This window comes from Candidatus Enterococcus testudinis, from assembly GCF_002140915.1.
Lineage (GTDB): Bacteria > Bacillota > Bacilli > Lactobacillales > Enterococcaceae > Enterococcus_D > Enterococcus_D testudinis.
The window spans coordinates 520,770-535,263 of sequence record NZ_NGKU01000001.1; the positions used below are offsets into that span (position 1 = coordinate 520,770).

Below are 14,494 nucleotides of genomic sequence, written 5' to 3' on the forward strand. Positions count from 1 at the left end.
TCTTGGCTTTTTATTTGCCTTCAATCTCATAAATACTATCCGAAAAACTATCTATTTGTCAGAAACCTAAATAGTTTGCTAACTTCTGACTGGTGTTTTCTGCTTGTTGTGGTGAAACATGAGCGTAAATATTCATTGTGGCTTTTACATCCTTATGACCTAAGCGCTTCTGAACCTCATTAATCGTTGCGCCAGATTCAAACATAAGCGAACAAGCAGTATGGCGGAAACCATGAGGACTTATTCTTTTTAGAGTTAAGCCTTCTTTTTCTGCTTTGTCATAAATCCAATCAAGCCAATCGTTTACCACTTGCGGATAATATAAATCATTACTCATATTACTAAACATGAGCTGCTTTGCCTTTGAAGTATTAAACCCAAGTTTAAAATAATCTTCTTTTTGAATACTGAACCATTTTTGTAAAATTCGTATCGTTTCATCATCTAAGCTGATGGTGCGGTATGAATTTTTTGTTTTGGGGGTCTGTAAAACAACTTGATCGTATTCATCAATGGCTATTGTTTTACCGATTGTTAGTGTTTTGTTGAATATGTTCAAGTCTTTAATATACAGCCCTAACGCTTCTGATTTACGCATGCCAGTAATAGCAAGCAAACGGAAGAACGCATAGTATTTATAGTTATCAAGTGTTTTAACGAATGTCATAAACTCGTGTAATTCATCTTTACTATAAAAGTTAGGTTTCTTTTCCTCTTCTTTTTTGCGTGGAAGAATCGTCTTTTTCATGGGGTTACTTTCCATTAATTCCATGGATACGCCATAATTCATGACCTGAGCAGTAGCACGTCTTATATAGTGATATTGCTTGTATTTGTCGTGCCATTCGTTCACACATTTTTGACAAAAAGAAACGGTTATTTGGTCTAGTGTTAACTTGCCGAATTTTGGCAATACATGACCTTCAATAAACCGTCTATTGGTGGCGACTGTAGAAGATTTAACGCTTTTTCGGTGTTGTTCCAACCAATCGTCATACAGCTCTTGGAATGTGATTGTACGTTTCTTTTTAGAACCTTTTAGAATGCTTGCTTTCAATTTATCAAACTCAAGACTTGCTTCTGCTTTGGTGTCAAAACCCTTACGAGTGGTGACAATCTTTTTTTCTGTAATAGGATCAGTAGCAACATATCCACTGAATAACCATTTTCTTTTATTGTTTTTATCTTTGTATTGTTCAAATTTTGCCAATATTATTCCCTCCTGGTACTGCTGGGGGCAAGTGGTGGAGGTTAGTTTTCTATTTTTGGTATTTGCATGTCGCCTGGTATCTCTTTGAATTCTAATGAAGAAGAATATTTATCGTTTCCTTGAATTTTAGATTCTTTTTTAAAAGTATCAAAATTCAATAATATACCGAATCCTTTGTTTTTCTTTTCAACTTTAGCAATTAAAGGAATCCTAGTTTTTCTTCCCATGAGCCCAATATCGAAAAGTAAAAAATCTGAGAATGCAATTTCAGATTCCTTTTTCAATAGTCTGTATATTGAGAACCAAGAATTGAATATATTTTGCGCTAAAGTGATTGCAGCTTCTGTATTCAGATTACCTAGGAAAGTATTTATGTCGCTAATTTCAACTTTTTTCCCATTCTCATCAGCTCTATAAAATGCAATCAATAAAGTTGTTATTCTTTTCTCCTGTTTAAAAAGCAGGGGAGAAGATTGTCCTAAATTATCAATTGGGTACACAACGAAGCTAAACTTATCCCCTATTTTTTCATTTTCCATCAAAACTGCATCGTAGGGCAAAGTTTGAGAAGGCTTCACCTCGACAAAACCATCATCTCTAGATTCGAGCTCCCCATTTTCTGCTTTGACTAAGTTTTCCTTTGAAGTGATAGTTTTAAATATAAACAAATTTTTATTAATTTTGTCGCCTATTAACTCTTCTAAAGGTACTTTGAAATATTCCATCAGTTTCTCAAGAGTTTCAAACTGTACACCTCTAGATTCATTATTATACATAGCGGTAAGAGCTGGTCTGGAAATTTTCGTTTCTGAAGAAACTTTATTAATACTTAATTTTCTTTTATCCATTATTTTATCTAGTTTGAAATAGAGCATTATTTTCCCCTTTCTGAATGTCTACATTGCAGTTTTTTTCTAAAAATAGAATATATAGTTGACAGGTATTCGTTTCTGTTTTACTATGTATGTATAGTTTACAATATAAAATTATATGTGTAAACTAAATGTTCAAAAGAAGGAGTAAATGTTAATGAAGCTAGAAGTAGATTTAAGCCCGACTATCGAGCAACAACTAACGGAAGTTGCTAGTCGTGTATGGGCGGAAACAATGCAGCGTGAAGTTGAGAAACGGAATTATGGTGAGTGGATGGACTTGGAGACGACTTGTGATTATTTACAAGTATCACGATCCAACTTATCTAAATTTATTAAAGAATTGGATTTTCCAGTTTCTACCATTAATCAGACGAAGCGTTGCAATCGAAAAAGAGTAGATGAATGGATGGCACAATTTGAAATTTAATTAGTTGCTGGGGGCAAAAAGAAGGTAGGTTAGTCAAATGGTAGTCGCAATAGGATTTTTAAAGGAGGATAGAAATGCTGAAATTAGTTTGGATACCTAAGAAGTACAAGAATTTTTCTGTACGTGAAATTGTAGAAGAAGCAGAAAGTATTTTGAAAGAGTGTAAAGAAGCTGAAAAAGAGAATGCACGACTTTACGCTGATCTAATTGTTCTTCAAAATCAAATAGCTAATTTAACCGAAGAACAAGCAAGAAAAAATTTAGCGGTCATGATCCCATGGCTAGAAAGTCAGTTTCCAAGTTTAAAAGAAGTGGAGTAAAAAACTATGGATGGAGAAAAGGAAAAAAGCCTTTGCTGTAAAGAACTTTGGCGAGTTCAGCAAATGGCTACACGATAGGATATTCCCTATTATTTCTTTTCTCTATTATATCAATAATTGGATTGGAGATAAAGAAAAATGAACAGAAAATTAAAATTAATCATTGCGCTATGTGTCACTGTGTCAGCACTTCCTTCGATGGTGAAGGCACTCATTGCGCTACCGATCGTTGCAGCACTTGTAATCGAATTTGATGAATACGATTATAAAAACAAATTTGGAGGCATGGAATAATGGATAATTTAAAATCGGATGTACTTAAAACATTAGATTCTTTTAGTTTGGAAGATATTCAGCAAGCTATTGAAGAAGTGAACACGCAAAAAGGACGTGTGTGGTTTGGAAAAAGTTGCGATAACCTTCAGCAAGTTTTATATATTTTAGCAGAAAACGCCGAAAAAAAATTACTTGATAAAGAAGTCCATGATTTAAAACAAGCGCTAATTGATAAATATAAAAAAAATATGGACCATGCTTGCGCTAGTGCTAAGCTTTACAATATTTGGGTCTTTTACCACAACAAAGGCAAAGGGCAAGTTTTTGTAAGGGATGCGTTGTTAAAAGAACTATATGGGGAAGTGACGCAATGATTTATATAGGAAAAGTCCGACCATCCATCATGGAACCACCAATTGATAAAAGCATTATTCAATTCTTTTCAGAATATACACCGATTAAAGTTAATGTTTCTGATAATCCTGAAGAACAGAAGAAATTAAAAACGATTGTAATTGATGGGTTCATAGCTGGTGAAATGAAGGCCTTGATACGAAAAAATGAAAATTTAATCAATCGAGATTGCCTAATTTTAGATTTAGATGATGTGACCGTATCTGAAATTGATTTGATAGCTGCCATCAAACAAAAACTAGCCAAGTTTGCTTATGTTCTTTATCCAAGTGTTAGTCATGGGTTAAAAGGCGTACGCTATCGGTTAGTAATTCCACTGGATAAACCAGTGAATGAACAAGAGTACAAGCTACTGATTTACTTTTTTTCAAATAAAATACTGGATGGCATTATCCACAATGCGGATCAATCAAACCTCACTTGGTCGCAAATACAGTTACTACCAGTGTTGACACAATATTCTAAGCAAGAACAAATTATTGTCCATGGCGGAGAAAAATTATTTCCTATATCTGATGGCTTAGATGCCGCAAAACGTTGGCTGAAAGACTACAAGCAAGACACAGGAGGCGTAACTTCAAGAAAATTGTACAAAAACACAAGCCAATTCAAAAAAGGCGGGTCAAGATATAGGAATACAACTACTGAACTTTTCGAAAGCATTGTGTGCGGATGTGAAGAGGGAAATCGCAATAATCGCATTGCACAAATCACAGGGGGGTTGTTGGCAAGAGCAGTAGATGTAAAGGCAGTATTCGAATTAGTTAAAGTCGCCAATCAATATTTTACAGAACCACTATCCGAAAAAGAAGTGGAGGAAACATTCTATTCGATAGCGAAAAAGGAGTTGGGAGCCAATTGAGTGAAATTATTGAGTTACAAGAATTACAAAAAAAGAAGATTGGCGAAGAAAAGAAACTGCCTTATTGGATTTACACAGATGAAAAAGGAAACACTAAAGTAAATGCTTCTAAGTTAGGTTATGAAATTATGAACGAGATACCAATGATCCGAACAAATGGTTTGCTCTACGGTGCGAGGTTTGATAAAAAAACAGGATCATGGCGAATTGATAGTTTAAGCGACTTTTTAGACGGTTATATCACTGACAAATTGGAATCTTTCAATAAGTGGAGCCAGCAAAAACTAGGCGAAACAAAAAAGTTTATCATGATTAAGATTTTTGACCCGACTATGAAAGAAAATCCCTTTAACAATAGCAAGCCGTATCTGGCCAATTTTAAAAATGGAACTTACAACATTAAAACTGCCGAATTGAAACCGCACGATACTAAAGACTATATTCTTCAAAGTCATGATTATGTTGTAGATCCGAAATCAAATTTGAAGCCAGAGAAGGCAATCGAATGGCTGCGAGATTTGACTGGTGATGAAAAAAGCGCACAGCATTTAATGGAAATCATAGGATACTGTTTCTATCGAAGTTATGCACCTTTTCAAACCATAACGATTTTGCAAGGGAGCGGCGAGAATGGTAAATCCACTTTCTTAGATTTTCTAACAAAAGTCATCGGAAAGGACAATACCAGCAATATGACGCTTCAAGAATTAGGGAACAAACAGAATCGTTTTGCTGGTGCCAACCTATTTCAGAAAGAAGCCAATCTATTTGCGGATGTTGATTCCGAGTTTCTCAAGTCAACAGGATTACTCAAAGCCCTAACTGGTGGGGATCGTTTATCTGCTGAGTTTAAAGGAAAAGATCACTTTATGTTTGTGAATTTTGCGAAGTTGATATTTTCAGCCAATGAGTTGCCAGCGTTTAATGACTTCACACACGGCTTTGAGAGGCGCTTATATGTAGTTCCTTTTGATTGCGTGATAGACGAAAGCTTTAAAACTAAGCACGACTTGAAGGCCATTGAGAAAGAGATTCCACTATTCGCCACCTATTGCATAAGTATGTTTAAAGAAGCGCTAGACCGCAAAGAACTGACTGTATCAGACAAGATGAATCAAGCGAAAGATAAATGGTTGAAAGAATCGAATCATATCATGAGGTTCATTGAAGAAGTGTGCGAGGTTGACATGGAATCAAGTGAGGGAGATTCTTCTAAAATGATATACGAAGAATATAGAAATTTTTGTTTCAGGGAAAACCTCAAAGAACTATCTCAACCGAAGTTTACTAAGCAACTTGAAAAAATAGGGATTTATAAAAAGAACCCAAGAGTAGAAAATCAGCGAATGAAACGTTACATTCATTTGTTTTTGAAGCAATATATTTCGATCGAAGACTGAGTGTGTGTCTGGAAGAAGTGAAAAATACCGAACCATCCGAACCTGTTTTGGAAAACGTTGGTATAGCAGTGTTCTGAAGTCGAACCAACCAAAAAAAAAATCGAACCAACCCGAACCAGAATTTTCGAACAAATGAATAGGTACTTAATGGTTCGGTATGGTTCGGTTTAGGTACTTAGTGGTTCGATAATAAACAGCAGTGGAAATGTTGATAAATCAGGGTTTTGTACTAACGGTTCGGACGGTTCGGCTATATTTATCTAAGGAATACACACGCAAAGAAGATAGGAGTGAAAACACTGAAAACCAATAAAAATGAAAGAAAATACCCAATTTTAATCGCTTATGATACAGGATCACAATATGCAGTTTGGTGTCCGTATTGTTCGAAATGGCATTTTCACGGAAAGAAAGATGGAATGAGGGTGGCGCATTGCACTAACCCACACTCACCGTTTAAAAAAACTGGTTATATTATCAAGCTGGCCACAAGAAATGATTTGGATTTCAAAAGTCATAATCTCTATCCAAATGACTATCCAATGTTTGAGGAAAAATAAAAAATGAGCGGAGGCATGTAATGGAAGAACTTACGATTATTGAACAATCGGTACTTGAATTAATTCCGAGAGGGTTTGAAAGGAAAATTAAAGTGCCTGATATATGCTCTATTATTGATCTGGACGAACGAGACGTAAAAGCAGTTATTCAAATGCTGCGAGCAAAAGGAGTGCCTATTGTTTCTGTCAGAGGATATGAAGGCGGCATGTTCATTGCTACTAATGAAGCTGAACGGACTATTGGCCTTAAAGCGTTTAGAAACCAATTTAAGAGTATGGAACAAACAATCACGAATATCGAACAAGCAGATCTAAAAAACTGGCAAGAAACAATAAAAATTGCTAACTAAGGAGATGGAACGATGAACACAGACAAAGTATACGTTAACAAACCAACGAAAACGGTAGAACTTACACTACCAGAATATGGCGAAGTTATCCTGATCGTAAAAGATGGTCAAGTAGTCAGATATGAGACGAAAACAACAAATAAATTAGAATGAAAAAGTGTGTTAAAAGCTGATATATCAACGTTTTATAAAGATTTTATCGCTCAAATATGGTATAATAAAGACAACTAAATAATAATGTCTGATTAGGAAGAACCAACGGATATGAGACGAAAAAAGCCAGTAATATGGCAGACGTCTCGTGTCCGTTTTTTATTATTAGTTGTCCTTTGAAAACTTTATACTGCGGTTGCTGAAAAAGCCGTCCTAGATGATGACAATCCCAAGCTAGACCAACGATCAAAACCGCAACATAATAGAATACTGTTTTTTAGGAGGGAAGCATGGATAGTGAATACAATTTAAACCGCTATTTGAACATAGAGGCTTATATCAGAAAGCTGGAACAAGAAAAACGATTAATCAGGCAAGAACTTTATTGTCAAAGCCTATGCACAGGAATTGCCTATGATGAAATTGCTATCCATGCAAAAGCTCCCAAGATTGATTATTTAGTAGCAGATAACGTAGAAGCGTGTATGCTCATTGACAAGCGGATAGAGCGGTGGAAATTTAGGCACAAGCATTTTATGCACTTCTTAGATGAATTGCCTGTAACTGAACGTGAGAGCCTTTTAAAAGGGGTTGAAAGCCTATCTTTGAAACAGAAAGCACTCGATGAAATATACGAGATAGAAACAGCTATGGCGTTCAGATATGAATGGGAAGTTCCGCAAGAAAAGGTTGAATTAACAGACGATTTGTTTTCGAATATTGCACTAATGGCGGAGGTGTTTGGATAGTGGTTTATGATTATGACATTCGCCCAAAATGGATACTCACTCAATGGAAGGCCTTTGTGGTAAATAGAAATCATTTAAAAGAAGGGAATACAGCAGGATATGCTCGTTTGCTATTTACTGCTTTAAAAGAGCTGCCAAAAGAAGATGTTTTAATTCTTTCTGAGAAGTATTACGAAACTGAACAAGGTGCCAACTTTAGTTATATGCATAACGGTTATCGAACTTATATACCTATAACAGATAAGGTATTGGCTGACCGAAGAGGAATATCTGTTCTTGAATATCGAAAAATCAGGAGCAAGTCAGAGGCGAAATTACAGGCTATTCTCAATCGGTTGAGAAAAGAGTTTATTGAAATTGATGCTGACGAACTTGAGGAATACATTCTAGGCGTTGGGACTATTTATTTGAAGGATTATCAAATTATCGAGGGAAAGCGTGCGGATCCAGATTCTTATATCTTCACGCAAGATAGGTCCAAAGCGAAAAGATTCAAACAGGACTCTACACAGGGTCGCCAGCTAAAGATGTACCTTCGATTAAAGAAAATGGAACCTCGAGACGAGTATATAAAATTTATTGATATATGGTTTGACTGATTAAGCAGAAAGGAAAGTGTAAATGACTATTGTAGAGATTATGAAGACACGCAAAATCAAACAGAAGCATTTGTGTGAAGTCACAGGGTTAAGTCCTGAACAAGTGGAGAATGCTCTAAATGAGGATCGGGATGGACTGTTATCTGATAAGAAGAAGTTGGTTTTGCTTAAAGGCATTTGTACCGCTGAGTTTAAACGCAAAGCAATGCTCACCTTGGTAGCAAAGAATACAAACGGGTTAGATCCTGGTACTCGTAAGAAAGTAGAGGAGTTGGCAAATGAAAACAGAAGATGATTTCTTTAGCTATAGAGAATGGGAGAAATACCTTGAAGAACAACAAATGAAGCAAGAGCTGGAAGAAAACCCAGATGAAATTAAAAAGCTATCGTTATTCGAATTAAATAAGTTGATCGAGGAAGACAGTACAAATGAAATTGCCATCGAGCGCCGCAGAGAGTTGTTGGCTCAATATAAGAAAGAACGAGTAACACAAATCAAAGAACCTAAGAAAACAGTTGTAAGTAAACTCAAAGAAAAAATCAAAGGAGCGAATCAAGCATGACAGTAGAGTACACAGTAACCACACCAGAGGTAAAAGAATTAAAAGAGATCGATATCAATATCAATGAGTTGGAGAAAGAGTTAGATAGTCTGGTTGAAAAGAGAGAGAAGAATGCTTCAGCAAAAGGTAAGTATAGTCTAGAAACATTCAAGGCTAACAAAGAAGCGAATAAGGATATTGAAGATCTTGAGAAGGTTATTGCCGAGGCGTATCAAGAGCGTGCAGAGATTGCCGATAGTATCTATCTGAATTATATCAATCAGTTGAGAAATGAAACAAACCGAAAAGAAGCAGCGCTGTTATCTGAAACAAAAGAACTATTTGACAATAAGGGATTCGCTGAAGTAACTGTTTTATTGGGAACAGAAACCACTAGACTGCTTCAATTAAGTGGTCAGTTAATCAAATCGCATAACAGCTCAATGAAACAACTTATAGATGTGTTGGGCATTAAGAACAAAAACATATTGGAGAGAGTTCAACGAGAATACTATAAAGGAGGATATGGTTACTCCTCAGCCTTGGGTTCTTATTTCCATAATGTTAAACGATTAGTGAGTAACTACTTAGATGAAATCATTAGACTGAATGGCATGCCAAATAATAAATTTGAAATTAAAAAATAAATTAAATGATTAACGGTGTGGGATTGATTTATCCCCCCCGTTATTTTTATAAAAAATAAATTGGTTAGGAATCGGGGATGGAACTCCGAAAAACACACAGGACCATACACGGGAGGGGGGCAAACATTGAAAAAGAAAGAAGCAAGAATAGCGGCTGAGAAAGAAAGACTAACAACATTGATGGACGGAGTACCCAGTAGTAGCGCTGAAGTAGTCAAAGGTTTGATTGAGCGAGTTTCATTTATGAATGTTACTTTGTCAGAACTTGAAGAAGATATCAATAAAAATGGGTCTATTGAACTTTTCAAGAATGGCAGCCAAGAATTTTACAAAGAATCGGCTTCAGTCAAGACATATAACACGATGATCAATAGATATACTGCCGCAGTTAAAGAATTGCTTAGATTGGTAATTGAAAACGACCGTGGAAGACAAGGCGATCCTGATATGGATGAATTTATGAACTTTCTATCAAAAAGAGAATGATCGGGGGAAAAAAATGGATAGATTAGAATATTTGCGGGATAAGGCGGATAACATTTGGTATCAACACACATTAAAAACAGACTTGGGAAACTCTTTTGATTCAATTTTAAATTATAAAGAGTTGCTTCGGAAATTAAAACCAATCGAACGAGAGATAAGATTGATTCAGAAAAACAAAATTTCTAATCGAAAGTATATTAATAGCTATTGTTCATTGCTTTCTAAAAGGATGGAAATTTGTAAATTTTTAATCAGTGAGCTTCAAATAAGTATAAAAGTTGATGCAGATAAATACGATAAACTAATACAGGAAATGAAAGTAAAGCAAAATGATTTTGTTCTGATTAGGAGACAGGAGATGAATTTGAACCATGGCAAAAAATACTAAAGAATCTGATGTAGTCCTCAATTTTAGGATGAATGGTGAAGTTGCTTATTCAAAGACGATCAAAGAGATCAATAATGATATGAAGCTGGCAAAACTTGAATATCAAAATCAAGTATCTGCTATGGACAAGAATGCGAGTGCTACCGAAAAGTTAGCAGCAGCTAAACAAAAACTTGAAAAACAACTCGATATTTCAACTGCTAAAACGGAAGGTTTGCGAGAAGAGTACAAAAAAGCCGCTGAGGAAACAGGCGAGAATTCGGAAAAGACTAGAAAGTTATACGAGATGTTATTAAAGTCTGAAACTAGCGAAAATAATCTTCGTAAGGCATTAGAAAGCACTAATGATGCATTGGATGCGCAAGGAGATAAGGCATTAACGACTGCCGAGAAACTAGAAAAAATTGAAAAAGCTGGCGAGAAAATAAAAACCGCCGGCAAAGGATTGAGCGCTGCATTTACTGCACCAGTTGTAGGTATCGCAACGGCTGGCGCAAAAATGTATAGCGATCTATCTACCGCACAATCCCAAGTACAAGCGGCTTTTGGTCTAACAAAGAAAGAAGCGGAAAGCTTGAACCAATCGATTGAAGATGTTTTTACTTCTGGCATGGTTACAAGCATTGACGAATCAAAAACAGCAGTAATGGAATTGGCGAATCAGTTTCCAGATTTACGCAATGCGAGCGCTGAGACTATCACTGATATGACCAAGAAGTTTTTGGCTATTCAAACAACCTTAGATTCCGATATGACTGAAACTATGCGTGGTGTGAATGGTTTAATGGAGCAATTTGGTTTATCAAGCGAAGAAGCAATTGATTTAATCGCAAAAGCTGGACAGAATGGTCTGGATAAGACTGATGAACTAGGAGATAATCTGGCCGAGTATGCGACTAACTTCAAAGATGCTGGGTATTCAGCAGAAGACATGTTTGCAATCTTAGAAACAGGACTAGATTCGGGCGCATACAACCTTGATAAGGTGAATGACCTAGTAAAAGAGTTTGGCAATCGATTAGTTGGTGGAGATGTACAGACAGCAGTTGAAAGTCTTGGTGGTAATTTTGTTAATCTGTATAAACAGATTCAAGACGGAAATCTTTCTTCAAAAGATGCGTTCCAACTATTAGCTGGTGAAATCAGTAATCTAAACAGCGACCAAGAAAAAGCTACAGCGATCGCTGCACTATTTGGCTCTCAAGGTGAAGACGCTGGCATAAAAGTTGTAGAGGCAATGGGTCAAGCTAATGGAGCGCTTGAAGCTAACAAGGAAGCTTACGAAAACGCAAACGGTGCAGCAAAAGAATTGTCTGACGGTGTGGAAAAATCTGTCACGTATCAATCAGCCATGAATGAGTTGATGATGGCGGCTAAAGATGTCGGTGAGGAGCTGGCACCAACAATTAGTAGGGTGGCAGATGCAGTCAAAGAAGCAGCACAATGGTTTAGAGGTTTAGATGAAGATACAAAGAAAACTATTATGACTATTGCGGGTATAGCTGCAGTTGTTGGTCCTACATTGATTGCCTTTGGAACTATCGCTGGATCTATCACGAAAATAGCTTCAGCGGCTAGTGGATTCTTTGGCGTATGGATGAAAGGTGCTGAAATGTTGAGCCTTTCTGGCGGAGCTTTTACATTAGTTGTCGCTGGTATTGCCTTGCTTATAACAGGCTTGGTTCATGCTTATAACAACGTAGAATGGTTTAGGAACGGTGTGAACGCAGCGTTTCAAGGTATATCGGATGTCGCAGTTGAGGTATTCAAATTTATTGGGGGATACATTAGTGGAGTATTCGAAGGGATTTGGACAAATATTTCCAACGTATTCGAAGCTGGGAAACGCATATTCACTGGTTTTATTGATTTTATCACTGGAGTTTTCACAGGGGATTGGGGAAAAGCTTGGAATGGCGTTGTAAACATTTTTGGTGGTATCTTCGATGGAATTGTTGCGATTGCGAAAATGCCACTAAACAACATGATCGGACTGATCAACGGATTTATTCGAGGGCTGAATAAAATCAAGGTTCCTAAATGGGTACCTGGTGTTGGTGGTAAAACCTTCAGTATTGGAGAATTACCTTATCTAGCGAAAGGCGGTCATGTATTAAATGGCCAAGCGATCGTTGGTGAAGCTGGACCAGAATTGCTTACGAACAAAAACGGTAAGACAACTGTTACGCCACTATCAGATGCTGAGAAACGTGAGGGAATTAGTGGAAAATACAAAGGCAATATCACCGTTGAGCAACATAATCACTTTGGCCATGTCGATGCGAATAACCCAAGTGAACTGAATAAATTGAATAGGAATATATCTAGAGCCAGCAAACAAGCGCTTGGCGGAATAGGAGGATAAATACAAGGCACCTAGCTTATCGGCTGGGTGCCTTTTTTTGTTGCAAATAAAGTTTGAATTTCGTATGTGTAAAGATGTATTATGTAATTGAGAAAGTAAAGAAGTACAAGGAGGGATTTTTATGAAGATTGGCATGAGAAAACCAAGCATAAAGAAATCAATTTCCGCAAGGACTACAGGGAAAGCAAAAAGAGCAGTGAAAAAGTCTGTCAATCCATTGTACGGCAAAAAAGGGATGGGGTTTGTTAAATCACCTACCAAATCGGTAAAGAACAAAATTTATAAGAAAACTACATTTAGTTTTTGGGATTTGTTTAAGTGAATTAGTGTAAAAAGTCTAGTCAAAAAAACGGAGTTAATTATGACTTTAATTTCTATGAGTGTAAAAAAAAGAAAAAGCAGGCATTTTAATAAAATAGAACAGACTTTTAGAATGATGCCGAATTTTCAAGAACAACTAGGAAAATATATCTATTTCGAGATAATTGATTTCGATGATTTTTGGAAAAACTATCAAGAAATAGAAATGTTATATGATACGTTAGTAAAATGGAAAGATGTCAGAATTACAATATTTGGAAAAGAGATCCCTTTTAGATATAAAATATATTTTAGAGAGTTGGAATCTTATGTAAGAAATAACTATGCTTTCTTACCGTCGTCGGATTTTACAATTGAGGATAATCTTCCCATGAAATATGTTTTCTACGATTGGTGGGCTTGTTTTTTTGTTTTTATGGATAAAAAAGATACTTCAGCATATTATTTTTGTGATTGCCAAAAAAATGCCGTTATGGAAAGCATGAGATTATTTGATAATATGAGACTAAATTTCCCTGATTTTGTGTGTAAAGATTATGAAATATCTGATAGAAAAGAGAATTTTTTTGACGGGAAATTCAAAAAAAATCTTTGTTTTACTTGCAATGGTAGTTCATCTATTAGAAGTTTTTGTAACCGAATGTATGGTTCTAGATTTTTACAAGATTATGGGTGGTACGTATATAGCAGAGCTTACGAGAAAGGAATAAATCCATGGTGTGATAATGAGGGCTTGAGAGAAGTAGAAAATGAAGTTAGGGAAAATTATGGATACCATAAAATCGGGGAGAAATGGATAAGCGAAACTAAAATGTATACACTTATCAAAGAAATATTTCCAGAAGAAGAAGTTATTTTCCACTATAGGTCGGAATGGCTATCGTACTTAGAAATCGATGTCTATATTCCTAGATTAAAATTAGGTTTTGAATATCAAGGAAAGCAGCATTTTGAGCCTGTAAACTTCTTTGGTGGTGAAAGTAGTTTCAATATTCAACGTGCCAACGATAAGAAGAAAGAAAAAATTTGCAATGATAACGGAGTTAAGTTAATTAAAGTCAATTATTACGATCCGTTAACTAAAAGATTTATAAAACAATTGATTGCCCCCAGCTAAAAAAGCTATCTAAAAACTATCTATTTGTAAAAATAGTTGTGAATATATGGATTTTAGAAGATAACTTTTAGAGTTTTTTTGTTGATATAACAGCATTTGTGCGTATTAAGATAGAAAATCGTTAAATGGAAGGGTCAGTGGGGTAATAAATTTAAAGGGGTTGTGACATAAGTCCCTAACCAAAAAGCGTATGAAATGACGAAAAACCGTTCATTTCATGCGCTTTTTAGTTAAAAGAAATGAGCTCACCAACACTAAATGTTGTAGAGCTACTAAACAGAGCAATTGCTTTGGTTCTTTGTATATTCATATTTGTTGTCTCCTGCTAGATTTATTTTTTGAGAAATAAATCTAATAACTCTATTCAATAAGAGAGTAATTATTTTTTGAATAATATAAGCTAAAGTCTATAACACAACATAGGCTTTAGCTC

The 14,494-nt window shown here is 35.8% G+C and carries 21 protein-coding genes; 19 read left to right on the forward strand and 2 right to left on the reverse strand.

Going from position 1 to position 14,494, the window contains the following annotated elements:
* Window positions 1-58: 58 nt before the first annotated feature.
* Window positions 59-1,210 carry a tyrosine-type recombinase/integrase gene (locus A5886_RS02580; RefSeq protein WP_086273503.1) on the reverse strand — a complete coding sequence of 384 codons (1,152 nt, stop codon included), beginning with the start codon at window positions 1,208-1,210 and terminating at the stop codon, window positions 59-61.
* A gap of 41 nt (window positions 1,211-1,251) precedes the next feature.
* Entirely contained in the window at window positions 1,252-2,085 is an 834-nt protein-coding gene (locus A5886_RS02585; protein ID WP_086273504.1) for a helix-turn-helix domain-containing protein, read from the reverse strand.
* Between the two features lie 154 nt (window positions 2,086-2,239).
* Here A5886_RS02585 and A5886_RS02590 point away from each other — a divergent pair, with 154 nt between their 5' ends.
* The 19 genes from A5886_RS02590 (at window position 2,240) to A5886_RS02675 (ending at window position 14,061) form a co-directional block, all read left to right on the forward strand.
* Window positions 2,240-2,512, forward strand: coding sequence for a helix-turn-helix domain-containing protein (locus A5886_RS02590; protein WP_086273505.1), 273 nt, complete (start codon window positions 2,240-2,242; stop codon window positions 2,510-2,512).
* A gap of 74 nt (window positions 2,513-2,586) precedes the next feature.
* Window positions 2,587-2,832, forward strand: coding sequence for a hypothetical protein (locus A5886_RS02595; protein WP_010776730.1), 246 nt, complete (start codon window positions 2,587-2,589; stop codon window positions 2,830-2,832).
* 138 nt (window positions 2,833-2,970) lie between these two features.
* Window positions 2,971-3,126 carry a hypothetical protein gene (locus tag A5886_RS15720; protein ID WP_179189955.1) on the forward strand — a complete coding sequence of 52 codons (156 nt, stop codon included), beginning with the start codon at window positions 2,971-2,973 and terminating at the stop codon, window positions 3,124-3,126.
* On the forward strand, window positions 3,126-3,482 hold the full coding sequence (locus A5886_RS02600) for a hypothetical protein (RefSeq protein WP_086273506.1): 357 nt from the start codon (window positions 3,126-3,128) through the stop codon (window positions 3,480-3,482). The genes A5886_RS15720 and A5886_RS02600 overlap by 1 nt, the downstream gene beginning before the upstream one ends.
* Window positions 3,479-4,384 (forward strand): primase alpha helix C-terminal domain-containing protein, encoded by a 906-nt coding sequence (locus A5886_RS02605; RefSeq protein WP_086273507.1) that lies wholly within the window; start codon window positions 3,479-3,481, stop codon window positions 4,382-4,384. Before A5886_RS02600 ends, A5886_RS02605 begins: the two co-directional genes overlap by 4 nt.
* The gene (locus A5886_RS02610; protein WP_086273508.1) at window positions 4,381-5,784 is read left to right on the forward strand and encodes a DNA primase family protein; all 1,404 of its coding nucleotides are present in this window, start codon (window positions 4,381-4,383) and stop codon (window positions 5,782-5,784) included. The genes A5886_RS02605 and A5886_RS02610 overlap by 4 nt, the downstream gene beginning before the upstream one ends.
* Window positions 5,785-6,074: 290 nt before the next feature.
* The gene (locus A5886_RS02615) at window positions 6,075-6,344 is read left to right on the forward strand and encodes a hypothetical protein (RefSeq protein ID WP_245791022.1); all 270 of its coding nucleotides are present in this window, start codon (window positions 6,075-6,077) and stop codon (window positions 6,342-6,344) included.
* Between the two features lie 20 nt (window positions 6,345-6,364).
* Complete coding sequence (locus A5886_RS02620; RefSeq protein WP_086273509.1) at window positions 6,365-6,694, forward strand: hypothetical protein; 330 nt, start codon at window positions 6,365-6,367, stop codon at window positions 6,692-6,694.
* 12 nt (window positions 6,695-6,706) lie between these two features.
* The gene (locus A5886_RS15725) at window positions 6,707-6,847 is read left to right on the forward strand and encodes a hypothetical protein (RefSeq protein ID WP_086273510.1); all 141 of its coding nucleotides are present in this window, start codon (window positions 6,707-6,709) and stop codon (window positions 6,845-6,847) included.
* A 290-nt stretch (window positions 6,848-7,137) separates the two neighbouring features.
* On the forward strand, window positions 7,138-7,596 hold the full coding sequence (locus tag A5886_RS02630; RefSeq protein WP_086273511.1) for a hypothetical protein: 459 nt from the start codon (window positions 7,138-7,140) through the stop codon (window positions 7,594-7,596).
* Entirely contained in the window at window positions 7,596-8,195 is a 600-nt protein-coding gene (locus A5886_RS02635) for a hypothetical protein (protein ID WP_086273512.1), read from the forward strand. Before A5886_RS02630 ends, A5886_RS02635 begins: the two co-directional genes overlap by 1 nt.
* Window positions 8,196-8,217: 22 nt before the next feature.
* Window positions 8,218-8,490: a hypothetical protein gene (locus A5886_RS02640; protein WP_010749674.1), complete on the forward strand. Its 273-nt coding sequence runs from the start codon at window positions 8,218-8,220 to the stop codon at window positions 8,488-8,490.
* On the forward strand, window positions 8,474-8,758 hold the full coding sequence (locus A5886_RS02645) for a hypothetical protein (protein ID WP_086273513.1): 285 nt from the start codon (window positions 8,474-8,476) through the stop codon (window positions 8,756-8,758). Before A5886_RS02640 ends, A5886_RS02645 begins: the two co-directional genes overlap by 17 nt.
* Window positions 8,755-9,384: a hypothetical protein gene (locus tag A5886_RS02650; RefSeq protein ID WP_086273514.1), complete on the forward strand. Its 630-nt coding sequence runs from the start codon at window positions 8,755-8,757 to the stop codon at window positions 9,382-9,384. The genes A5886_RS02645 and A5886_RS02650 overlap by 4 nt, the downstream gene beginning before the upstream one ends.
* A 126-nt stretch (window positions 9,385-9,510) precedes the next feature.
* Entirely contained in the window at window positions 9,511-9,870 is a 360-nt protein-coding gene (locus A5886_RS02655; protein WP_256926121.1) for a hypothetical protein, read from the forward strand.
* Between the two features lie 13 nt (window positions 9,871-9,883).
* Window positions 9,884-10,258, forward strand: coding sequence for a hypothetical protein (locus A5886_RS02660; protein WP_086273515.1), 375 nt, complete (start codon window positions 9,884-9,886; stop codon window positions 10,256-10,258).
* Window positions 10,242-12,623, forward strand: coding sequence for a phage tail tape measure protein (locus A5886_RS02665; RefSeq protein ID WP_086273516.1), 2,382 nt, complete (start codon window positions 10,242-10,244; stop codon window positions 12,621-12,623). Before A5886_RS02660 ends, A5886_RS02665 begins: the two co-directional genes overlap by 17 nt.
* A 121-nt stretch (window positions 12,624-12,744) precedes the next feature.
* A complete protein-coding gene (locus tag A5886_RS02670; protein ID WP_086273517.1) occupies window positions 12,745-12,945 on the forward strand; it encodes a hypothetical protein in 201 nt (66 codons plus the stop codon).
* A 39-nt stretch (window positions 12,946-12,984) separates the two neighbouring features.
* Window positions 12,985-14,061, forward strand: coding sequence for a PDDEXK family nuclease (locus A5886_RS02675; RefSeq protein ID WP_086273518.1), 1,077 nt, complete (start codon window positions 12,985-12,987; stop codon window positions 14,059-14,061).
* Window positions 14,062-14,494: the final 433 nt, after the last annotated feature.

Coding starts and splice junctions, on each gene's coding strand:
- A5886_RS02660 (WP_086273515.1), top strand. CDS start 9,884: ATGGATAGATTAGAATATTTGCGGGATAAGGCGGATAACATTTGGTAT.
- A5886_RS02645 (WP_086273513.1), top strand. CDS start 8,474: ATGAAAACAGAAGATGATTTCTTTAGCTATAGAGAATGGGAGAAATAC.
- A5886_RS02605 (WP_086273507.1), top strand. CDS start 3,479: ATGATTTATATAGGAAAAGTCCGACCATCCATCATGGAACCACCAATT.
- A5886_RS15720 (WP_179189955.1), top strand. CDS start 2,971: ATGAACAGAAAATTAAAATTAATCATTGCGCTATGTGTCACTGTGTCA.
- A5886_RS02595 (WP_010776730.1), top strand. CDS start 2,587: ATGCTGAAATTAGTTTGGATACCTAAGAAGTACAAGAATTTTTCTGTA.
- A5886_RS02630 (WP_086273511.1), top strand. CDS start 7,138: ATGGATAGTGAATACAATTTAAACCGCTATTTGAACATAGAGGCTTAT.
- A5886_RS02590 (WP_086273505.1), top strand. CDS start 2,240: ATGAAGCTAGAAGTAGATTTAAGCCCGACTATCGAGCAACAACTAACG.
- A5886_RS02675 (WP_086273518.1), top strand. CDS start 12,985: ATGACTTTAATTTCTATGAGTGTAAAAAAAAGAAAAAGCAGGCATTTT.
- A5886_RS02585 (WP_086273504.1), bottom strand. CDS start 2,085: ATGCTCTATTTCAAACTAGATAAAATAATGGATAAAAGAAAATTAAGT.
- A5886_RS02650 (WP_086273514.1), top strand. CDS start 8,755: ATGACAGTAGAGTACACAGTAACCACACCAGAGGTAAAAGAATTAAAA.
- A5886_RS02670 (WP_086273517.1), top strand. CDS start 12,745: ATGAAGATTGGCATGAGAAAACCAAGCATAAAGAAATCAATTTCCGCA.
- A5886_RS02665 (WP_086273516.1), top strand. CDS start 10,242: ATGGCAAAAAATACTAAAGAATCTGATGTAGTCCTCAATTTTAGGATG.
- A5886_RS02620 (WP_086273509.1), top strand. CDS start 6,365: ATGGAAGAACTTACGATTATTGAACAATCGGTACTTGAATTAATTCCG.
- A5886_RS02600 (WP_086273506.1), top strand. CDS start 3,126: ATGGATAATTTAAAATCGGATGTACTTAAAACATTAGATTCTTTTAGT.
- A5886_RS15725 (WP_086273510.1), top strand. CDS start 6,707: ATGAACACAGACAAAGTATACGTTAACAAACCAACGAAAACGGTAGAA.
- A5886_RS02640 (WP_010749674.1), top strand. CDS start 8,218: ATGACTATTGTAGAGATTATGAAGACACGCAAAATCAAACAGAAGCAT.